The sequence below is a fragment of the Arthrobacter sp. SAFR-044 genome (assembly GCF_051965175.1).
GTDB lineage: Bacteria > Actinomycetota > Actinomycetes > Actinomycetales > Micrococcaceae > Arthrobacter.
This window is the reverse complement of record NZ_JBQCMK010000009.1, coordinates 122,412-143,311: the sequence shown is the minus strand read 5'-3', so window position 1 is coordinate 143,311 and position 20,900 is coordinate 122,412. Positions and strand designations below refer to the sequence as shown.

The 20,900-nt window shown below is 67.2% G+C and carries 19 protein-coding genes and 1 riboswitch; of the genes, 18 read left to right on the top strand and 1 reads right to left on the bottom strand.

Going from position 1 to position 20,900, the window contains the following annotated elements:
• Positions 1 to 14 precede the first annotated feature (14 nt).
• Positions 15 to 163: riboswitch (FMN riboswitch) on the top strand.
• Positions 164 to 337: 174 nt separating this feature from the next.
• The 8 genes from ribD (at position 338) to hisF (ending at position 6,236) form a co-directional block, all read left to right on the top strand.
• A complete protein-coding gene (gene ribD / locus ACTHQS_RS15050; RefSeq protein WP_440170444.1) occupies positions 338 to 1,477 on the top strand; it encodes a bifunctional diaminohydroxyphosphoribosylaminopyrimidine deaminase/5-amino-6-(5-phosphoribosylamino)uracil reductase RibD in 1,140 nt (379 codons plus the stop codon).
• Positions 1,477 to 2,145, top strand: a complete 669-nt coding sequence (locus ACTHQS_RS15045) for a riboflavin synthase (RefSeq protein ID WP_440170443.1) — start codon at positions 1,477 to 1,479, stop codon at positions 2,143 to 2,145. Before ribD ends, ACTHQS_RS15045 begins: the two co-directional genes overlap by 1 nt.
• Positions 2,142 to 2,849, top strand: a complete 708-nt coding sequence (gene ribB / locus ACTHQS_RS15040) for a 3,4-dihydroxy-2-butanone-4-phosphate synthase (protein ID WP_440170440.1) — start codon at positions 2,142 to 2,144, stop codon at positions 2,847 to 2,849. The genes ACTHQS_RS15045 and ribB overlap by 4 nt, the downstream gene beginning before the upstream one ends.
• Complete coding sequence (ribA, locus tag ACTHQS_RS15035) at positions 2,846 to 3,580, top strand: GTP cyclohydrolase II (protein ID WP_440170438.1); 735 nt, start codon at positions 2,846 to 2,848, stop codon at positions 3,578 to 3,580. Before ribB ends, ribA begins: the two co-directional genes overlap by 4 nt.
• 33 nt (positions 3,581 to 3,613) lie before the next feature.
• The gene (gene ribH, locus ACTHQS_RS15030) at positions 3,614 to 4,102 is read left to right on the top strand and encodes a 6,7-dimethyl-8-ribityllumazine synthase (protein ID WP_018770776.1); all 489 of its coding nucleotides are present in this window, start codon (positions 3,614 to 3,616) and stop codon (positions 4,100 to 4,102) included.
• A 104-nt stretch (positions 4,103 to 4,206) separates the two neighbouring features.
• Complete coding sequence (locus ACTHQS_RS15025) at positions 4,207 to 4,470, top strand: phosphoribosyl-ATP diphosphatase (protein WP_009358176.1); 264 nt, start codon at positions 4,207 to 4,209, stop codon at positions 4,468 to 4,470.
• An 86-nt stretch (positions 4,471 to 4,556) separates the two neighbouring features.
• Complete coding sequence (hisG, locus tag ACTHQS_RS15020; RefSeq protein ID WP_440170436.1) at positions 4,557 to 5,417, top strand: ATP phosphoribosyltransferase; 861 nt, start codon at positions 4,557 to 4,559, stop codon at positions 5,415 to 5,417.
• A gap of 42 nt (positions 5,418 to 5,459) precedes the next feature.
• Positions 5,460 to 6,236 carry an imidazole glycerol phosphate synthase subunit HisF gene (gene hisF / locus ACTHQS_RS15015; protein ID WP_440170433.1) on the top strand — a complete coding sequence of 259 codons (777 nt, stop codon included), beginning with the start codon at positions 5,460 to 5,462 and terminating at the stop codon, positions 6,234 to 6,236.
• Positions 6,237 to 6,306: 70 nt separating this feature from the next.
• On the opposite strand, the gene ACTHQS_RS15010 is transcribed toward hisF, so the two are convergent.
• Positions 6,307 to 6,951 (bottom strand): TIGR03085 family metal-binding protein, encoded by a 645-nt coding sequence (locus ACTHQS_RS15010; RefSeq protein ID WP_110544633.1) that lies wholly within the window; start codon positions 6,949 to 6,951, stop codon positions 6,307 to 6,309.
• A gap of 112 nt (positions 6,952 to 7,063) precedes the next feature.
• On the opposite strand from ACTHQS_RS15010, the gene hisI reads away from it, so the two are divergent.
• The 10 genes from hisI to ACTHQS_RS14960 all read left to right on the top strand — a co-directional run bounded on the left by hisI (position 7,064) and on the right by ACTHQS_RS14960 (position 20,839).
• A complete protein-coding gene (hisI, locus tag ACTHQS_RS15005) occupies positions 7,064 to 7,519 on the top strand; it encodes a phosphoribosyl-AMP cyclohydrolase (protein WP_440170429.1) in 456 nt (151 codons plus the stop codon).
• 111 nt (positions 7,520 to 7,630) lie between these two features.
• On the top strand, positions 7,631 to 9,193 hold the full coding sequence (locus tag ACTHQS_RS15000) for an anthranilate synthase component I (RefSeq protein ID WP_440170427.1): 1,563 nt from the start codon (positions 7,631 to 7,633) through the stop codon (positions 9,191 to 9,193).
• Positions 9,193 to 9,846 carry a Trp biosynthesis-associated membrane protein gene (locus ACTHQS_RS14995; RefSeq protein ID WP_440170424.1) on the top strand — a complete coding sequence of 218 codons (654 nt, stop codon included), beginning with the start codon at positions 9,193 to 9,195 and terminating at the stop codon, positions 9,844 to 9,846. The genes ACTHQS_RS15000 and ACTHQS_RS14995 overlap by 1 nt, the downstream gene beginning before the upstream one ends.
• Before the next feature lie 104 nt (positions 9,847 to 9,950).
• Positions 9,951 to 10,238 (top strand): HGxxPAAW family protein, encoded by a 288-nt coding sequence (locus ACTHQS_RS14990; RefSeq protein WP_056333411.1) that lies wholly within the window; start codon positions 9,951 to 9,953, stop codon positions 10,236 to 10,238.
• Complete coding sequence (gene trpC, locus ACTHQS_RS14985) at positions 10,238 to 11,059, top strand: indole-3-glycerol phosphate synthase TrpC (protein WP_440170421.1); 822 nt, start codon at positions 10,238 to 10,240, stop codon at positions 11,057 to 11,059. The genes ACTHQS_RS14990 and trpC overlap by 1 nt, the downstream gene beginning before the upstream one ends.
• A gap of 121 nt (positions 11,060 to 11,180) precedes the next feature.
• Positions 11,181 to 12,500: a tryptophan synthase subunit beta gene (trpB, locus tag ACTHQS_RS14980; RefSeq protein WP_440170419.1), complete on the top strand. Its 1,320-nt coding sequence runs from the start codon at positions 11,181 to 11,183 to the stop codon at positions 12,498 to 12,500.
• Positions 12,497 to 13,345 carry a tryptophan synthase subunit alpha gene (gene trpA / locus ACTHQS_RS14975; protein ID WP_440170417.1) on the top strand — a complete coding sequence of 283 codons (849 nt, stop codon included), beginning with the start codon at positions 12,497 to 12,499 and terminating at the stop codon, positions 13,343 to 13,345. The genes trpB and trpA overlap by 4 nt, the downstream gene beginning before the upstream one ends.
• A 2-nt stretch (positions 13,346 to 13,347) precedes the next feature.
• The gene (lgt, locus tag ACTHQS_RS14970; RefSeq protein WP_440170415.1) at positions 13,348 to 14,514 is read left to right on the top strand and encodes a prolipoprotein diacylglyceryl transferase; all 1,167 of its coding nucleotides are present in this window, start codon (positions 13,348 to 13,350) and stop codon (positions 14,512 to 14,514) included.
• A gap of 261 nt (positions 14,515 to 14,775) precedes the next feature.
• Positions 14,776 to 19,389, top strand: coding sequence for a glutamate synthase large subunit (gltB, locus tag ACTHQS_RS14965; protein WP_440170413.1), 4,614 nt, complete (start codon positions 14,776 to 14,778; stop codon positions 19,387 to 19,389).
• Positions 19,382 to 20,839, top strand: a complete 1,458-nt coding sequence (locus ACTHQS_RS14960) for a glutamate synthase subunit beta (RefSeq protein WP_440170410.1) — start codon at positions 19,382 to 19,384, stop codon at positions 20,837 to 20,839. Before gltB ends, ACTHQS_RS14960 begins: the two co-directional genes overlap by 8 nt.
• Positions 20,840 to 20,900: the final 61 nt, after the last annotated feature.

Genomic DNA, 20,900 nt, shown 5'->3' with positions numbered 1-20,900 from the left:
CAATAACAACACACATACGTGCTCCGGGGTCGGTGTAAGTCCGAACCGGCGGTGACAGTCCGCGACCCGCGAGCCGGTGTCCTCCCAGGAGGATTCCGGCAGACGGTTGAACCGGTGGAATTCCGGTACCGACAGTTAAAGTCTGGATGAGAGAAGCACGTACAGCTGTATCTGCGCAGCCTTTGGGCTCCGCAGCGTTCTGCTGTCGTATCCCCGGAGCCATCGCGGTTCGACAGGGAAGGAACGACACACGGATGAACCCGCAGCGATGGCTCTTTGACGCCGCAAGCCCTGCTGCTTCAAAGGCAGGCAACACCACCTCCACTAGGGCAGCCGCATGACGGGCGCCGTGAAGCTTCAGCCGGCCGCCGGGATGGTCACTGCCTTCAGCGCCGCCGAAACCCGCGCCATGGAGAACGCCCTCCAGGCAGCACTCCAAGGCCCGCGCGGCGCGAACCCCCTGGTGGGTGCCGTCGTCGTAAGCCCTGACGGCCGGGAACTCGTTGCCGGCTACCACCGGGGCGCCGGCACCGCACACGCCGAGGCCGACGCAATTGCCCAGGCTGCCGCCGCCGGGCTGGATCTGGCTGGCTGCACCATGGTGGTGACGCTGGAACCGTGCAACCATGTGGGCCGCACCGGGCCGTGCACGGAAGCGATCATCGCCGCCGGGATCACGGACGTGGTCTACGCCGTCGATGACCCCCATGACCCCGCTGCCGGGGGCGCGGCAACATTGCGCGCAGCAGGCGTCCGGGTCCGCAGCGGACTGGGCGCCGACGAAGCCCTGGACCTGAACCGCCAGTGGTTCGAGGCAGTGGCCGCCAAGCGGCCCTTCGTCACCCTCCACATCGCGCAGACCCTTGACGCCCGCATCGCCGCCGAAGACGGCACCAGCCAGTGGATTTCCAGCCCCGAGTCCCTGGCGGACAACCACGGGATCCGCAGCCGCATCGACGCCATCCTGGTGGGCACCCAGACCGTGCTGGTGGACAACCCCCGGCTGAACGCCCGCGACGCCGCCGGCAACCCAGCGCCCAAGCAGCCGGTTCGTGCCGTCATGGGCCTGCGTGGGATTCCGGAGGGCGCTGCGATCCACGGCGACGACGGCCTGGCCGTCCACCTTCCCACCCGCGACCCCCACGAAGCGCTGTCCATGCTGTACTCGTCCGGCATCCGCCACGTCATGGTGGAGGGCGGATCCAGCATCCTGAGCTCCTTCCTGTCGGCCGGACTGGTGGACGAACTCATCGTGTACCTGGCGCCCACCCTGCTGGGATCCGGCACACCTGCACTGAACGGGCTGGGCATCACCAGCCTTCCCGACGCCCAGCAATGGGACTGGGACGCGTCCGACGGCGGCGCGGTGCGGACGCTGGGACGGGACCTTCGGCTCCACCTCAGACCGCAACGGATAGTTGCACTCGATCACCCACCAACCCGCGGCAGCGCGGGGCAAGCCCAGGGAGGCTACTGATGTTCACCGGAATTATCGCCGAGCAGGGGCAGGTGCTGTCGGTGGAGCGCGACGGAGACACCAGTGCCACCGTCCGGCTCCACGCACCGTCCTCCACCGAAGGCCTGGCACTTGGCGGCTCCATCGCCGTCAACGGGGTTTGCCTGACGGCAACCGCACTTGACGGCAAGGACTTCAGCGTGGACGTCATGGGGGAGACCCTGGTCCGGAGCACCATTGGCGAGCTCCGTGCAGGCGACTCCGTCAACCTGGAGCGCTGCGTTCCTGCAGGCGGGCGCCTGGACGGCCACGTGGTGCAAGGCCATGTTGACGGGGTGGGCGTCCTGCTGGAACGCGAACCCCAGGGCAACTGGGAGCGGCTGCGTTTCGGCGTTCCCGCCAACCTGGCCCGCTACATCGCCGAAAAAGGCTCCATCGCCATTGACGGTGTTTCCCTCACCGTGACGGCCGTCAGCCCGGCAGCCGAGCAGGAACCCTGGTTCGAAGTGGGGCTGATCCCCACCACCCTCGCGGAAACCGGCCTGGGCACCAAGACCACCGGCAGCCGGGTGAACCTGGAAGTCGACGTCCTGGCCAAATACACCGAACGGCTGCTTGCCTTCCGTGGCGCCGGAGCCCCGGCCGGCAGCGGCGAAACCGAAGCCGCCATCGCGGGAGGCGCACGGTGAACGCAGCAGTACGCCTCGAGCGGGCCGTGGCCAACGAGGGACTGGACTCCATCGCGGACGCCGTGCGCGCCATGGCCGCCGGACGTCCCGTGCTGGTGGTCGATAACGAGGACCGCGAAAACGAAGGCGACATCATCTTCGCCGCCCAGCATGCCACGCCGGCGCTGATGGGCTGGACCATCCGCTACAGCTCCGGCGTGATCTGCGTGCCGCTCACCGGGGACCGCGCCGATGCACTGGCACTGCCCCCCATGACCGCCGTCAACGAGGACGCAAAAGGCACGGCCTATACCGTCTCCTGTGACGCCGCCTCCGGTGTCAGCACGGGGATCTCCGCCACCGATCGGGCCCTGTCGGCGCGCATCCTGGCGGACCCGCAGGCCGGACCGGCATCCGTGACCCGGCCGGGGCATATTTTCCCGCTCCGTGCAGTTGAGGGAGGTGTGCGGGAACGCCAGGGCCACACCGAGGCCGCTGTGGACCTGTGCCGCCTCGCAGGCCTTGAACCCGTAGGGGTGATCGCGGAAGTGGTGTACGACGACGGTGAGATGATGCGCCTGGACGGGCTCCGTTCGTTCGCAGCTGAACATGGGTGCCCCCTCATCTCCATCGAGGACCTGGTGGCGTATCTTGAAGCCGGGGCCGGGGGCGCCCCGGATGAGGATGCCCGGGCGGTCCCGGGCGGAGAAAAGGAGAAACGATGACGGCAGCGGCAGGCAGCGGCGACAGCCACCACAACGGTCACCGGAAGACCCACGCGGTGTCCGGTGAGGCGCCCCACCCCGTCAGCGGAGGGCCCGTGGTGCAACTGCCCACCGCCTTTGGCGACTTCGTGGCGCAGGCGTGGACGGACCTCGTGACCGGCGTGGAACACCTGGCCGTCAGTTCCCCCAATGCTCCCACCGACGGAAAAGCACCCCTTGTCCGGCTGCACTCCGAATGCCTCACCGGCGATGTCTTCGGGTCCTACCGGTGCGACTGCGGGGAACAGCTCGCCTTCGCGCTGGAACTGATCCGGGACAACGGCGGAACCCTGCTCTACCTTCGCGGCCAGGAAGGCCGCGGCATTGGCCTGGCCAACAAGATCAAGGCCTATGCGCTGCAGGAGGCCGGCTTTGACACCGTCGAGGCCAACGAGCAGCTGGGGCTGCCCGTTGATGCCCGGTGCTACAAGGCCGCGGCGCAGATCCTCGCCGAAATGGGGCTGCATGAAGTACGGCTGCTCAGCAACAATCCGGACAAGCAGAACAGGCTGGCCAAGGCCGGGGTGACAGTGGTGGAAATGGTACCCACAGAGGTCCCCTCCCGCGAACAGAACATCCGGTACCTGCGCACCAAGAAGGACCGCATGGAACACCGGCTGCTGCTGGACACCGAGGCGGCTCCCGTGCCCGTGACGGCCCCCGAAACCCCCTACGACCACGAACAAGACTGACGTCTTCACGAACGAACGGAACACAAGAAACCCATGAGCGGACACGGCGCCCCCGACATTGACCTCAGCACCCTCAACCCCGCTGAAACCTCGCAGCTGAAACTGGCAATCATTGCTGCCAGCTGGCACACGCAGATCATGGACGGACTCCTGGACGGCGCACTCCGTGCCGCCAAGGATGCCGGCATCGCCGAGCCCACCGTGCTTCGGGTTCCCGGCAGCTTCGAACTTCCCGTTGCTGCCGCGCGGCTGGCACCGCACTTTGACGCCGTGGTGGCCCTCGGCGTCGTGATCCGCGGCGGGACCCCGCACTTCGATTACGTCTGCCAGGCCGCGACGTCGGGCCTCACCGACGTCAGCGTGTCCACCGGCGTGCCGGTAGGCTTCGGCGTGCTCACCTGCGACAACGAACAACAGGGCCTGGACCGCGCCGGCCTGCCCGGCTCCAAGGAAGACAAGGGCCACGAGGCCGTGACGGCGGCGCTGGCCACCGCCGTCGTCCTCAAGCAGTACCGCAGCTAAGCCGCGGCGCGCCGCACGGGCGCGGTGTGTATTCCCTCACATCGCGCCCGTCATGCAACTACCCGGGAAGCGCCGCCGCGTCCGCAGCAAGTAGGCTGGAGGGCGTGAAGAATTTCGAGACGCTGTTCGCTGAGCTCAGCGAGAAGGCAGCCACCCGCCCGGAAGGCTCCCGCACCGTCGCTGAATTGGAGTCCGGTGTTCACGGCATCGGCAAAAAAGTCGTTGAGGAAGCAGCCGAAGTGTGGATGGCTGCCGAATATGAATCCGATGAAGCTGCGGCCGAGGAAATCTCCCAGCTGCTGTACCACCTGCAGGTTCTGATGCTCGCCAAAGGCCTGACCCTGGAAGACGTCTACAAGCATCTGTAGCCACCGGCCCGGCGCACTTTCCGCCGTGCCCGCTGTGGCCTGCACTGCCTGAAAACCAAGACCTTCCACCCCAGAAAGAATTTCCAATGCTGCGAGTAGCCGTCCCCAACAAGGGCTCCCTGTCCGAATCCGCCTCCGCCATGCTCTCCGAAGCCGGATACCGCCAGCGGCGCGACAGCCGCGAGCTGGTCATGGTGGACCCCGACAACGACATCGAGTTCTTCTTCCTCCGCCCCCGCGACATCGCGGTCTACGTCGGCCAGGGAACGCTCGACGTCGGCATCACCGGCCGCGACCTGCTTTTGGACGCCGAGGTGGAAGCCGAAGAGCTGCTTCCCTTGGGGTTCGCCGCCTCCACGTTCCGCTTCGCCGGGCCGGTGGGCGATTTCAGCTCCGCCGCCGAACTCGAAGGCAAGCGCCTGGCCACCAGCTACGACGGCCTGCTGCGCAACTACCTGGCTCAACGCGGCATCAACGCCAAGGTGGTCCGGCTCGACGGCGCCGTGGAATCCTCCGTGCGCCTCGGCGTCGCGGACGCCATCGCCGACGTCGTGGAAACCGGCAATACCCTCAAGGCCGCCGGCATGGAGATCTTCGGTGACCCCATCCTGAAGTCCGAAGCGGTCCTGATCCGCCGCACTGGAAACGGTGGTGCCGCCAAGGGCACGGCAAAGGAAATCGACGTCCTCATCCGCCGCCTCCAGGGCGTCCTGGTGGCGCGCCAGTACGTCCTGATGGACTACGACATCCGCAAGGAACTCGTGGAAAAGGCCGCCGGCCTGACCCCGGGCCTGGAATCGCCCACGGTCTCCCCGCTGCGCGATTCCGACTGGGTAGCCGTCCGGTCCATGGTGCCCAAGAAGGAAACCAACCGGATCATGGATGAACTGTACGACCTGGGCGCCCGCGCCATCCTGGTCAGCAGCATCCACGCCTGCCGCATCTGATCAACGGCTTCCCCCAGCACCACTGAATATCCAGGAGTTCCCATGGCAGTAGCAGTACGGGTCATTCCCTGCCTTGACGTCGACGCCGGCCGCGTCGTCAAGGGCGTCAACTTCGAGGGCCTCCGCGATGCGGGCGACCCCGTGGAGCTCGCCCACCGCTACGACAACGCCGGCGCCGACGAACTGACCTTCCTTGACGTCACCGCGTCCTCCGGCAACCGCGAGACCACGTTCGACGTCGTCCGGCGCACCGCCGAGGAAGTGTTCATCCCGCTCACCGTTGGCGGCGGCGTCCGCGGCGTGGCCGAGGTGGACAAGCTCCTGCGCTACGGCGCGGACAAAGCTTCCATCAACACCGCTGCCGTGGCCCGGCCGGATGTCATCGATGAGATCACCCGGCACTTCGGCTCCCAGGTGCTGGTCCTGTCCGTCGACGCCCGCCGCACCCGGCCGGGGTCCCAGCCCACGCCGTCGGGCTTCGAAGTGACCACGCACGGCGGCCGCACCGGCACCGGGATCGACGCCGTCGAATGGGCCAGGGAAGCAGCGGACCGTGGCGTCGGGGAGATCCTGCTGAACTCCATTGATGCCGACGGCACGAAGGACGGCTTCGACCTGGAACTCATCAAACTGGTCCGGGCCGCCGTCAGGGTCCCCATCATCGCCTCCGGCGGCGCGGGGGAGCCGGCGCACTTCCCGCCAGCCGTCGCCGCCGGCGCGGACGCCGTCCTGGCCGCGTCAATTTTCCACTGGGGCCCGGACAACATGATGTCCCAGGTTAAGGACGCCATCCGTGAAGCAGGCTTCGAAGTCCGCTGACGTCCAACTGACTGGCAGTTGTTGTCGTTTTGAACGCTCATAACGACAACAACTGCGAGTCAGTTTGTCTTTAGAGTCCTACTTCGGCGGACTGGAGGAGGGCGACCGCGTCCGGCTGGCCTTCAAAGGTGACCAGGGCATGGCGGGTGCGGCCATGGGCGTGCATCAGCAGTTCGCCCGGCTCACCGACGATGGCCACCGAAACAGGTGCACGCTTGGCCACGTGGCGGGGCCCGGACGGCCGGACCAGGACAATGCCCAGGTCCACGCCGCGGTAGAGGATGGCGGCGCGCTTGACCAGTTCGTCCCAGAGGGCGTCTGAGTACGCCTCGTCCAGTGCCCTGGGCGCCCACCGGTCCACGGCGCGCCGGACGTCCTCCGTATGCACGAAGTACTCGATCAGGTTGGCGCTCTCGTCCAGCGCCCGGATGCTCATCGGCGAGAGGGCCGGCGGTCCGGCGCGGAACGTGTTCACCAGCCGGGCGTAGTCCTCGTTGCTGGTGAGCTTGGCGGCCAGTTTGGCAGTAGCCTGGTCCGACGCCTTGGCCAGGCGCTTGATGATCAAACCGAGCCCGACGGCGGCCTTCCGCTCGCGCAGGTAAAGGTGCGCGGCAAGGTCCCTGGTACGCCAGCCCTTGCACAGCGTGGGCGCATCAGGGCCGGCCGCAAGCAGGGTTTCGGCCAGGACTTCTCGGGACGGTTCGACGAAATGCATCACTTGGAAAACTAGCACGAGTGGTGCGGCGATGGGCAGCACTGCGGCGGGCGGTGGCGTGCCGTTGTTCACAACAGGAGAGGTGGGCCTCGGAGGCACTAGACTTGAGCCGATGTCTGAGCAGCCAACCCCCGTCCAAACCGCAGGATCCGCCGTGTCCGCGCCCGTGCAGTCCATGCCGGCGTCGTCCGTGGAATCAGCGCCCCCGGCAAGCCCGCTTCCCAAGGAGGTGGCCGCCGCGCTCAAGCGCGACGGCGCCGGCCTGGTGGCCGCTGTGGTGCAGCAGTACGACACGAATGAAGTGCTCATGCTCGGCTGGATGGACGACGAAGCCCTCCACCGAACGATGACCACCGGGCGCGTGACGTTCTACTCCCGCTCCCGCCAGGAATACTGGCGCAAGGGGGACACCTCGGGACACGTCCAGTGGGTCAAATCCGTGGCCATGGACTGCGACGGCGATGCACTCCTGGTGCGCGTCGACCAGGTGGGTGCCGCCTGCCACACAGGGACCCGGACCTGCTTCGACGGCAGGGACCTGGACGTGGTGGCGGGCCAGGCAGGCTAAGCGGAACACGCTGCCGGGCCGGCCCCCAGCCGGCTCCGGGCATCCAGCAAAGCACATTCAAGGTGCCGGCACGGCCGGGCCTTTTCGAAGAACAGGCGGACAAGTACAGCCATGCAGGACCTCGGAACCATCAGCCCAAGCCTTGAGGAGTTCCGGGAACTCGCCGGCCACAGCCGCGTCATTCCCGTCCGGCTCAAGGTCCTCGCCGACGCCGAAACCCCCATCGGCCTGTACCGGAAGCTGGCCCAGGGGCAGCCCGGCACGTTCCTCATGGAATCGGCAGCGGTGGGCGGAGCCTGGTCACGGTACTCCTTCATCGGTGCAAGGTCCCGTGCCACACTCACCACCAAGGACGGCCAGGCGCACTGGCTGGGTGAGCCGCCCGCAGGCGTCCCGGTCAGCGGCAGCCCGGTGGACGCCATCCGCGACACGGTCGACGCCCTGCGCACGGACCGGTTCGAAGGGCTGCCGCCCTTCACATCCGGGCTGGTGGGCTTCCTGGGGTGGGAAACCGTCCGGCACTGGGAACGGCTGGTCAGCCCGCCGGAGGACGATCTCCACCTGCCGGAGATGGCCCTGAACCTGGTCACGGACATGGCGGTGCACGACAACGTGGACGGCACCGTCCTGCTCATCGCGAACGCCATCAACTTCGACAACAGCTCCGAGCGCGTGGATGAGGCCTGGCACGACGCCGTGGCCAGGGTCAAGGAACTCCTGGCCAGGATCAGCGCTCCCGTGGTGCAGCCCGTGTCCGTGCTGGCGCCTGCTGCCCTGGACTTCGCTTCCAGCGTCCAGGAGCGCTGGGACGAGGCCGAGTACCTGGCGGCCCTGGACCGCGGCAAGGAAGCGATCGTTGACGGCGAAGTGTTCCAGGTGGTGATCTCGCGCCGGTTCGAGATGGAATGCAAGGCGTCCGCGCTGGACGTGTACCGGGTCCTGCGCAACACCAACCCCAGCCCCTACATGTACATCTTCAGCCTCGAAGACGCCGACGGCCGCGAATACTCCATCGTCGGGTCCTCCCCGGAAGCACTGGTGACGGTCACGGGCGAGGAGGTCATCACCCACCCCATCGCCGGCTCCCGTCCGCGCGGGAAAACGGTTGAAGCGGACAAGGCCCTGGCAGAGGAACTGCTGGCGGACCAGAAGGAACGCGCCGAGCACCTGATGCTGGTGGACCTGTCCCGCAACGACCTCTCCAAGGTCTGCGTTGCCGGCACGGTGGATGTCACCCAGTTCATGGAGGTGGAGCGCTTCAGCCACATCATGCACCTGGTATCCACCGTGGTGGGGCAGCTCGCCCCGCAGGCCAAGGCCTACGACGTACTGAAGGCCACGTTCCCGGCCGGCACGCTCTCCGGCGCCCCCAAGCCCAGGGCCCTGCGCCTCCTCGACGAACTGGAACCGCACCGCCGCGGCATCTACGGCGGCGTGGTGGGCTACCTCGACTTCGCAGGGGGCATGGACATGGCCATCGCCATCCGATCCGCCCTGATCCGCGAAGGGCGCGCCTACGTCCAGGCCGGCGGCGGCATCGTGGCTGACTCGGTGAACCCCACCGAGGCGCTGGAGACCGTCAACAAGGCCGCCGCCCCGCTGCGCGCGGTCCACACGGCAGGATCGCTGCACAACATTTCCGCGGAATCCTTTCCCGGCGGGGCGGATTCCTGATGCCGGGTACCGGAGCAACTGAAGGCAAGGCCGGCAAGACAGGTAACGCGCGGACGAACCGGACCACGCCGGTGTGGGCGCGCAAGTCGACGCTGGTGCTGCTGATCGCGCTCCTTGCGCTGGCGGCCTTCGGCACCACCACGCAGACCTGGATGACTGCCACCCTTGACCCCAACCAGGTAGGCCAGGCCGCTGCCACCCAAAGTGCCATCCAGGTGCAGGGCAGCAAGGCCGCTACCACTGTCACGGCCTTGGCCCTGGTGGCCCTTGCCGGGGGACTGGCAGCTGCCATTGCCGGCAGGATTGCCCGGTGGGTCATCACTGCCATCATCGTCCTGGCCTCAGCCGGCGTCGTCACTGCCGCGGCAACTGTCCTGGCAGATCCGCTCGCGGCCGCGCAGGGCACCATTGCCGGCGCCACGGGGATCTCCGGCAGCCAGGCGCACGTTGAGCTCACCCCCTTTCCGTTACTCGCCGTCGTCGCCGGCTGCCTGCTGGCGCTGGCAGCCCTGCTGATCCTGCCCGCGTCCCGTTACTGGAAGACGCGCACCAAATATGACGCACCCGGCGCCGCAGGAACGATGGCAGCGGCAGGGCCGGTGGACGAGATCGACAGCTGGGACCGGCTCTCCCGCGGCGAAGACCCCACCTAAGGCCGGCGGCCGCCGGCAGCCGCCCCGGCGCCGGACCCCGCGGTACGCGGACGGCGGCCAAAAAATGGCAGAATGTAAGCAGTATCCATCCTGAGGAGATTTCCATGAGCAAAGCACCTGCGTCCGTTTCCAAGTCAGGCACCCGCACGGTTGCCCCCGGCGCCATTGACCACAGCCAGGAACTGGGCCACGGCAACAGCCCGGCCGCATGGACCTGCGTCATCGTCATGCTCGTCGGTGCGCTCATCGCAGCCATCGCCTTCGTCATCGCCAGCACCCCCATCTTCATCGGCGGCGCCGTGGTCATGGTCATCGGCCTGATCCTCGGTTACGTCATGCGCAAGGCAGGCTACGGCGTCGAAGGCAGCAAGCTGAAGAACTCCGGCCACTGATGGCGACTGTTCTCGACGACATCAACGCCGGTGTCAGGGAGGATATGGACGCCAGGAAGCGGCTTGTTTCCCTGGCTGAGCTGAAGGACCTGGCCCAGGCCGCGGCACCTGCCCGCGACGCCTGGGCAGCCCTCGGCGGAACCTCCCCAACCCGGGAACAGCTGAAAGTCATCGCCGAAATCAAGCGACGCAGCCCGTCCAAGGGCGACCTCGCCAGCATCGGTGACCCGGCGTCGCTCGCAACGCAGTACGCCGACGGCGGTGCCTCCGTCATCAGCGTCCTCACCGAACAGCGCCGTTTCAAGGGGTCGCTGGCCGACCTCGACGCCGTGCGCGCCGCCGTCGACATCCCCTTGCTGCGCAAGGACTTTACGCTCGACGAGTACCAGATCTGGGAGGCCCGTGCCCACGGCGCCGACCTCATCCTGCTCATCGTGGCCGCGCTTTCTGACGCCCAGCTCACCGATTTCAGCGCCCTGAGCCGGGAGCTCGGCATGAACGTGCTGGTGGAGACGCACACGGAGGAAGAGATCGGGCGGGCCATCGCTGCCAACGCCCGGATCATCGGCGTCAACGTGCGAAACCTGAAGACGCTCGACGTCGACCGTTCCCTCTTCGCCTCACTGGCGGGGCTCATTCCGGCCGAGGCCGTGGTGGTTGCCGAATCAGGCGTGCGCGACGCGGACGACGTCACGCATTACGCCGCCACCGGCGCCAACGCCATACTGGTGGGCGAGGCCCTGGTAAGCCACGCCACGCCGCGGGAACGCATCGCCGAGTTCACTGCCGCAGGTGCCGCGGCCATTGCCGCCCGCGCCTGACGCACACGGCATTCATCCTGTTGGGGCCGGCAACTGGCGGCCCCGCAGGACAGGCACACTGTTCCGGCGTCCAGCCGGAGCTGCACACTTTTGACCACACCAATCGAACAGGACAGGACTGATGGCTGACGCACCCTCGGGAAACGCTGACAACAACACCGCGGAAGCATTCCTGCAGGGCGGATCCCTCCGCCACGCCCCGGGGCCGTACTTCGGCAACTACGGGGGCCGATGGATGCCCGAGTCCCTCATCGCCGCCCTGGACGAACTTGAAGAGACCTTCAACAAGGCCAAGGACGACCCCGACTTCCGGGCCCAGATCGCGGACCTGAACAAGAACTACTCCGGCCGGCCGTCCCTGCTCACCGAAGCCAAGCGGTTCTCCCAGCACGCCGGGGGAGTACGGGTGTTCCTCAAGCGCGAGGACCTCAACCACACGGGCTCGCACAAGATCAACAACGTCCTGGGCCAGGCCCTGCTCGCAAAGCGCATGGGCAAGACCCGCATCATCGCCGAAACCGGCGCCGGCCAGCACGGCGTGGCCAGTGCCACCGCCGCCGCCCTCATGGGCCTGGAGTGCGTGGTGTACATGGGCGCCGAGGACTGCCGCCGCCAGGCGCTGAACGTTGCGCGCATGGAGCTGCTGGGGGCCAAGGTCATTCCCGTGACCAGCGGGTCCCAGACCCTCAAGGACGCCATCAACGACGCCCTCCGGGACTGGGTGGCCAACGTTTCCAATACCCACTACCTGCTGGGCACTGCTGCCGGAGCCCACCCGTTCCCCGCCATGGTCCGGTACTTCCACGAGGTGATCGGCGAGGAAGCCCGCGCCCAGATCCTCGAGCAGGAAGGACGGCTTCCGGACGCTGTCTGCGCCTGCATCGGTGGCGGCTCCAACGCCATCGGCATCTTCCACGGGTTCCTGGATGATCCCGGCGTGAAGATCTACGGGTTCGAGGCCGGCGGCGAAGGCGTGGAGACGGGCCGGCACGCCGCCACCATTACCCTGGGCAAGCCCGGGGTCCTCCACGGCGCACGCTCCTACCTGATGCAGGACGACGACGGGCAGACCATCGAGTCGCACTCGATCTCCGCCGGACTGGACTACCCCGGCGTAGGCCCGGAGCACTCCTACCTGGCCGACATCGGACGGGTCAGCTACGAGCCCATCACGGACGGCGAAGCGATGGATGCCTTCCGGCTCCTGTGCCGCACCGAGGGCATCATTCCCGCCATCGAGTCCTCGCATGCGCTGGCTGGAGCCATCAAGGTGGGCCAGCGGCTTGCCGCCGAAGATGCAGCCGCCGCGGGCGAAAAAATCATCATCGTCAACCTTTCCGGACGCGGCGACAAGGACGTGGCCACCGCAGCCGAATGGTTCGACCTGTTGGACAAGAATTCCGCCGAATCGGAAATCGGTAAAGAGGGGGAGCAGCTGTGAGCAGCGCAGACATCGCAGACCAGGCAGAGACGAACAGCAAGTCGGCAGCGGCGATCGACAGGGCCCGTTCCCAGGGACGTTCCGCCCTCATCGGCTACCTTCCCGCCGGGTACCCCAACGTGGAGGACACCATCGCCGCCGGCATTGCCCTGGCAGAGAACGGTGCCGACCTGATCGAAATTGGCATCCCCTATTCCGATCCCGTCATGGACGGCCAGGTCATCCAGGCCGCCACCACCGAGGCACTGGCCAAGGGCTTCCACGTCAGCCAGGTGTTCGACGTCGTCGCCGGCATCACCAGCAAGACCGACGCCGCCGTCCTGGTCATGACCTACTGGAACCCCGTGGTCCGCATGGGCGTGGATGAATTCTCGCGCCGGCTCGCCGAGGCCGGCGGCGCCGGCCTCATCACGCCGGACCTGATTCCGGACGAGGCCGCCGAGTGGATGGCGGCCTCTGACAAGTACGGCCTCGACCGGGTGTTCCTGGTGGCGCCGTCGTCCACCCCGGAGCGCATGCAGCGCACCGTCGACGCGAGCCGCGGCTTCGTCTACGCCGTTTCCATCATGGGCGTCACGGGCGCACGGACGTCGGTCAGCACGGCGGCCAAGGACGTTGTGGCTGCCGCGCACGGTGCTGGCGCCGAACGCGTCTGCGTGGGCCTTGGCGTCTCCACCGCGGACCAGGTCCGCGAAATCGCGGCCTACGCCGAAGGCGTCATCGTAGGCACCGCCCTGGTGGCAGCGCTCCGCGACGGGGGAGTGGACGCCGTCGGCGCCCTCACCAAGGACCTCGCCACCGGCCTGATCCGGGAAGCCGGCCTCACGCAGGAATCCGGGGCGTAGCCATGCAGCCGCTCCTTCAGGCAGCCGCCCTGGCGCCCACCATGGTGTCCGCCAGCATCCCCAGTCCGGACTGGTCCGGCTTCGACATTCCCCTCCCGTGGGGCAGCCTGCGGATCCACGCCTACGCGCTGTGCATCCTTGCGGGCATCGTCGTGGGACTGTGGCTGACCTCCGTCCGTTGGGCCAAGCGCGGTGCCCCCGAAGGCAGCGTCTGGGACATCGTCATCTGGGCCATCCCCTTTGGCATCATCGGCGGCCGGCTGTACCACGTGGTCTCGTCACCGGATGCCTATTTCGGTCCGGGCTTCGACGGCACCGGAGACCTCTCACTGATCCCGCAGATCCAGCGGGGTGGGCTGGGTATCTGGGGCGCCGTCGTCCTCGGTGCGGTCGGTGCGTGGATCGGCTGCCGCCGCAGCGGAGTCAAACTCAGCGCCTTCGTCGATGCCGCGGCGCCGGGCCTGCTCCTGGCCCAGGCCGTGGGCCGGTGGGGCAACTACTTCAACCAGGAACTCTTCGGCGGCCCCACCACCCTGCCGTGGGGCCTGCAGGTTGACGCGGACAACCCCAACTTTCCCGCCGGCATGCCCGCGGACACCCTCTTCCACCCCACGTTCCTCTACGAGTCGCTGTGGAACCTGGCCGGGGTCCTGATCCTGCTGGCCCTGGACCGGTGGTTCAACTTCCGCCGGAGCAGGCTCTTCTGGCTGTACGCCATGTACTACACGCTGGGCCGCGTCTGGATTGAAGCGATGCGCATCGACGACGCCGAGCAGATCAGCCTCCTGGGCATCACCACCAGGCTCAACGTCTGGACCAGTATCTTTGTGTTCCTGGCAGCCCTGGCCGCGTTCATCCTCCTCGGGCTCAAGGGCCGGCCGGACCCGGACACGGTGTACCTCGCGGGCCACGAACCGGACAAGGCCGCAGCAGCGGGCCCACATGGTGAGACCGTCACAGAGGTCCGTGATCCGGACAATGTTGTCTCAGATAGTGATTCGCGTGGTAATCTCCCTGATAACCACAGCGGTTCCAGGCATGCTTCCGACCCCACGGAAGAAGCCGCGGCGGCACCGGCCGGCTCAAAGCCCGGAACGGATGCGACGGCTGCCGGACACTCCGGCAGCACAGCCACGGGACCCGCGTCGGAGGCCGGCACCGGAAAGTAGGACGCCGGCCAGGCAGGGCAGTAGAGCCACCGCTCGAAGAGCCCGAAACCACAATGTCGTGGAATGGGGCGAGTCCGGACAGTACAGAGATGCTGGCCGGTATTGCCTCGGGCAGGGGCCTGCGTAACCGTTAGTTCAGCAGGCCGTGCTGACCTACAATTTCCAGTAATCAACACTTTGTTGTGCCCTTTGCAGCGGCGCCGACGAGTGGGGCCAACGGTGTCCCTTCCATACGCACGATCAGGAGGAAGGACGTCTCCCATGACCCAAACTCTTAACACTCCCAGCTGGTCCGAACCGGATCAGCCTGAGACTGCCCTGTCGCCGTTCAAGCGCTTCGCAGCCATGCCGGAGGGCGCCGGGCTGTACAACCCGGAACAGGAGAAGGACGCCTGCGGGCTCGCTATTATTGCGACCCTGCGCGGCGAACCCGGGTACGACATCGTCGATGCCGCCCTGACCGCGCTGCGCAACCTTGAGCACCGTGGTGCCGTAGGCGCCGACGAGGGTACCGGCGACGGCGCGGGCCTGCTCATGCAGATCCCGGACGAGTTCTTCCGGGCCGTTACCGAGTTCGAGCTGCCCGCTCCCGGCCAGTACGTTGCGGGCACGGCATTCCTTCCTGCCGAGCAGCGGGAGGCCGACGCCGCCAAGGCAGGCATCGAAGGCCTGGCCGCCGACGAGGGCCTCAAGGTCCTCGGCTGGCGTGAAGTGCCGGTAGTCGCCGACCTGGTGGGTGCGATGGCCCGTGCCTGCATGCCCTACTTCTCCCAGCCCTTCCTGGCGTCTGCCAGTGGCGAGGAACTGGACCGCAACGAGCTGGACTCCCGCGCCTGGCGGATCCGCAAGCGCGCGCAGAACAAGTTCGGCGTGTACTTCCCGTCGCTGTCCTCCCGCACCATCGTCTACAAGGGCATGCTCACCACCGCCCAGCTGGAGCCGTTCTACCCGGACCTGTCCGACAAGCGCTTCAAGACCAAGCTCGCGATCGTCCACTCCCGCTTCTCCACCAACACCTTCCCGTCCTGGCCGCTCGCACAGCCGTTCCGGACCATCGCCCACAACGGTGAGATCAACACCGTCAAGGGCAACCGGAACTGGATGCGCGCACGCCAGTCCCAGCTTGCCAACCCGCTGCTGGGCGACTCGCCGGAAGAGCTGTACCCCATCTGCACCCCCGGTGCCTCCGACTCCGCGTCCTTTGACGAGGTAGCGGAACTGCTGTGGCTGTCCGGCCGTCCCATCACGCACTCGATCATGATGATGATCCCGGAGGCCTGGGAAAACCACGCCACCATGGATCCGGCCCGCCGCGCCTTCTACGAGTACCACTCGCTGCTGATGGAACCCTGGGACGGCCCCGCCGCCGTCTCGTTCACTGACGGCAACCTGGTGGGAGCCACCCTGGACCGCAACGGACTGCGTCCCGGCCGCTTCTGGATCACCGAGGACGGGCTGATCGTCTTTGCTTCCGAGGTGGGCGTGATCGACGTCGAACCCTCCAAGGTGGTCAAGAAGGGCCGCGTGTCCCCGGGCAAGATGTTCCTGGTGGACACCGAGTCCGGCCGCATCATCGACGACGAAGAGGTCAAGGCCGAAGTGGCCGCGGCCAACCCGTGGGCCGAGTGGGTCAAGGACAACCTGATCGACCTCAACGACCTGCCCGAGCGCGAGCACGTGGTCCACACCGCCGCATCCGTCAACATCCGCCAGCGCACCTTCGGCTACACCACCGAGGAACTGAAGATCCTGCTGGGCCCGATGGCCCGCACCGGCGCCGAGCCCCTGGGTGCCATGGGTTCGGACACCCCGGTGGCCGTCCTGTCCAAGCGCCCGCGCCTGCTCTTCGACTACTTTGTGCAGTCCTTCGCGCAGGTCACCAACCCGCCCCTGGACGCCATCCGTGAAGAGCTCGTTACGTCCCTGACCTGTGCCATCGGGCCCAACGGCAACCTCCTGGACACCAAGCAGGTCCGCCAGCCGCAGGTCCAGCTGCCCTTCCCGGTGATCAACAACGACCAGCTCGCCAAGATCGCCAACATCGAAAGCCCCGACGGCGACCGTGTGGCCATGAAGGTCCGCGGCCTGTACCGCCCCGAAGGCGGCGAAAACGCGCTCCGAGCCCGGCTCACCGAAATCTGCGAGCAGGTTTCCGGCGCCATCAACCGCGGCGTCCAGTACATCGTGCTGTCCGACCGTGACTCCAACGCCCAGTGGGCGCCCATCCCGTCGCTGCTGCTGGTCAGTGCCGTGCACCACCACCTGCTGCGCAGCGCCAACCGCACCAAGACCGCCCTGGTAGTCGAGGCCGGCGACGTCCGCGAGACACATCATGTGGCCGTCCTGATTGGCTACGGCGCCTCCGCCGTCAACCCGTACCTGGCCATGGAATCCGTGGAGCAGCTCATCGCGGCAGGCGACGTCACGGGCGTCACCCCGCAGGACGGCGTCTACAACCTGATCAAGGGCCTGGGCAAGGGCGTCCTGAAGATCATGTCCAAGATGGGCATCTCCACCGTGGCCTCCTACACCGGCGCCCAGACGTTCGAGGCACTGGGCCTGGGCCAGGAACTGGTGGACGAATTCTTCGCCGGCACGCACTCCCAGCTGGGCGGCGTGGGCCTGGACGTCATCGCTGCCGAGGTTTCCGCCCGGCACCAGATGGCCTACCCGGAGGGCGGCATCGAGCAGCCGCACCGTCCGCTCCTGGGCGGCGGCGAGTACCAGTGGCGCCGCGACGGCGAGCCGCACCTGTTCAACCCGGAGACCGTCTTCCGGCTGCAGCACGCCACGCGTGAGCGCCGCTACGACATCTTCAAGGCATACACCAGGGGAGTGGACGACCAGTCCACCAACCTGATGACCCTCCGCGGCCTGCTCAAGTTCAAGAACGAGCGCCCCTCCGTTCCCCTTGAGGAAGTGGAGCCCGTCTCCAGCATCGTCAAGCGGTTCTCCACCGGTGCGATGAGCTACGGCTCCATCTCCCAGGAAGCCCACGAGACGCTGGCCATCGCCATGAACCAGCTGGGCGGCAAGTCCAACACCGGTGAAGGCGGCGAGGATGTGGACCGCCTGCTGGACCCGAAGCGCCGCTCTGCCGTCAAGCAGATCGCGTCCGGCCGCTTCGGCGTGACCAGCCTCTACCTGACCAACGCCGACGACATCCAGATCAAGATGGCGCAGGGTGCCAAGCCCGGCGAAGGCGGCCAGCTGATGGCGCAGAAGGTCTACCCGTGGGTTGCCCGCACGCGGCACTCGACCCCCGGCGTCGGACTCATCTCCCCGCCTCCCCACCACGACATCTACTCCATCGAGGACCTGGCGCAGCTCATCTACGATGCCAAGCGCGCCAACCCCTCGGCCCGCGTGCACGTGAAGCTTGTCTCGGAAGTCGGGATCGGCACGGTGGCGTCCGGCGTGACCAAGGCGAAGGCCGACGTCGTACTTGTCTCCGGACATGACGGCGGCACCGGCGCCTCGCCGCTGAACTCGCTCAAGCACGCCGGTGTTCCGTGGGAGCTCGGCCTGGCCGAGACCCAGCAGACGCTGATGCTGAACGGCCTGCGCGACCGTGTTGTGGTGCAGGTGGACGGCCAGCTCAAGACCGGCCGTGACGTTGTCATCGCTGCCCTGTTGGGCGGCGAGGAGTTCGGCTTCGCCACCGCACCACTGGTGGTCGAAGGCTGCATCATGATGCGCGTCTGCCACCTGGACACCTGCCCCGTGGGTGTTGCCACGCAGAACCCCGAACTGCGTGCGCGGTTCAGCGGCAAGCCCGAGTTCGTGGTCAACTTCTTCGAGTTCCTGGCCGAGGAAGTCCGCGAAATCCTCGCGGAGCTAGGGTTCCGGAGCCTCGAGGAGGCCATCGGCCACGCCGAGGTCCTGGACACCCGCGAAGCCGTAAACCACTGGAAGGCCGACGGCCTGGACCTGGACCCGATCCTGCACGGCCTGGAGTTCGACGACGACGCGCCGCTGCGGAACATGACGGGCCAGAACCACGAGCTGGACAAGCACTTCGACCAGCGCCTGATCACCATGGCTACCGAGGCGCTGACCGACCGCAGCCCGGTGAAGATCACCGTGGACGTCATCAACACCGACCGTTCGGTGGGCACCATGCTGGGACACGTGGTCACCAAGACCTTTGGTACCGATGTCCTGGCCACCGACACCATCGACGTCACGCTCAACGGCACCGCGGGCCAGTCCCTGGGCGCCTTCCTGCCCGCGGGCATCACGCTGCGGCTGTACGGCGACTCGAACGACTACGTGGGTAAGGGCCTGTCCGGCGGCCGGATCATCGTCCGCCCGGACCGTACCAACGTGTTCAAGGCGGAGACCAACGTCATCGCCGGCAACGTGATCGGCTACGGCGCCACGAGCGGCGAGATGTTCCTGCGCGGCCAGGTCGGCGAACGCTTCCTGGTCCGCAACTCCGGTGCCACCGCCGTCGTCGAAGGCATTGGCGACCATGGCTGCGAGTACATGACCGGCGGCCAGACGCTGATCATCGGACGCACCGGCCGCAACTTCGGCGCAGGCATGTCCGGTGGTACCGCCTACGTCCTGGACCTGCGGACCACCCGCGTCAACAAGCAGGCGCTGGAGTCCGGCGAGCTGCAGCTGCGCGAGCTGGACTCCGAGGACCGCGACATCGTCCACGGCCTTCTGGTCAAGCACGTGGAAGAAACTGACTCCCAGCTGGCGGCACGCCTCCTCGAGAACTTCGATGACACCGCCGCCCGCATCACCAAGGTGCTGCCGCGCGACTACGCGGCCGTGCTGCAAACCCGTCTCGACGCCATCGAAGAGGGCCTTGACCCCGACGGCGAAGAAGTATGGTCTCGAATCCTGGAGGTTACCGGTGGCTGATCCACGCGGATTTCTGAAAGTACGCCAGCGTGAAACCCAGCCACGCCGTCCCGTTCCCGTCCGCATCATGGACTGGAAAGAGGTCTACGAGGCGCAGGAAAAGGGCACGCTGAAGGCCCAGGCCGGACGCTGCATGGACTGCGGTGTCCCGTTCTGCCACCAGGGCTGCCCGCTGGGCAACCTTATCCCCGAGTGGAACGACCTCATGTGGCGGGACAAGGGTGACGAGGCAATCGAGCGACTGCACGCCACGAACAACTTCCCGGAGTTCACCGGCCGGCTCTGCCCGGCGCCCTGCGAGGCGTCCTGCGTGCTGGGAATCAACCAGCCCGCCGTCACCATCAAGCAGGTGGAAGTTTCGATCATCGACGAGGCCTGGGACAACGGCTGGGTCACCCCGCTGCCGCCCGCGCGCCTCACCGGCAAAACCGTCGCGGTGGTCGGCTCCGGCCCCGCCGGCCTGGCCGTAGCCCAGCAGCTCACCCGCGTGGGCCACACCGTTGCCGTCTACGAGCGGGACGACAAGATCGGCGGCCTGCTCCGGTACGGCATCCCCGACTTCAAGATGGAAAAAGAGCAGGTGGACCGCCGCGTCGAGCAGATGAAGGCGGAAGGCACCCGGTTCCGGACGGGCGTTTCCGTGGGTGCCGACGTCACCTGGGAGCAGCTGCGCAGGCGCTACGACGCCGTCGTGGTCTGCACGGGTGCCACCGTTCCGCGTGACCTGCCCATGCCGGGCCGCGACCTGGACGGCGTCCACTTCGCGATGGATTACCTGGTGCCTGCCAACCGTGCGGTGGCCGGGGAAACCATCGAGAACCAGATCAACGCGCACGGCAAGCACGTGGTGATCCTGGGCGGCGGTGATACCGGTGCCGACTGCCTGGGTACTGCGCACCGGCATGGCGCCGCGTCCGTCACCACCCTGGCCATCGGCAAGCAGCCGCCGGCGGAGCGGGCCAGCCACCAGCCGTGGCCGACGTTCCCCACCCTCTTCGAGGTGGCCAGCGCACACGAGGAAGGCGGCGAACGCACCTACCTCGCCTCCACCGTCGAGTTCGTTGGCGAAAACGGCAAGCTGACCGGCGTGAAGGTGGCCGAGACCGAGTTCGTCGACGGCAAGCGGCTCCCCAAGGCCGGCACCGAGCGGATCATCCCCGCTGACCTGGTGTTCCTTTCCCTGGGCTTCACCGGCGCTGAACCTGCGGGCATCACCGAGCAGGTGCACGCCGAGTTCGATGGCCGCGGCAACGTGGCCCGCGACGGCTACTACATGACCAACACCGAGGGTGTGTTCGTTGCCGGTGATGCCGGCCGCGGGCAGTCGCTGATCGTGTGGGCCATCGCCGAAGGCCGCGCCGCCGCCGCCGCGGTGGACAAGTACCTGATGGGAAGCACCATCCTTCCTGCGCCCGTCGCGCCAACGGACCGCGCTATCGCCGTCCTCTGACCGCTGTCCCGGGGGATGCATCGAGGGTTCACCTCGCAGACAACTTAACCAATGCAAGAGA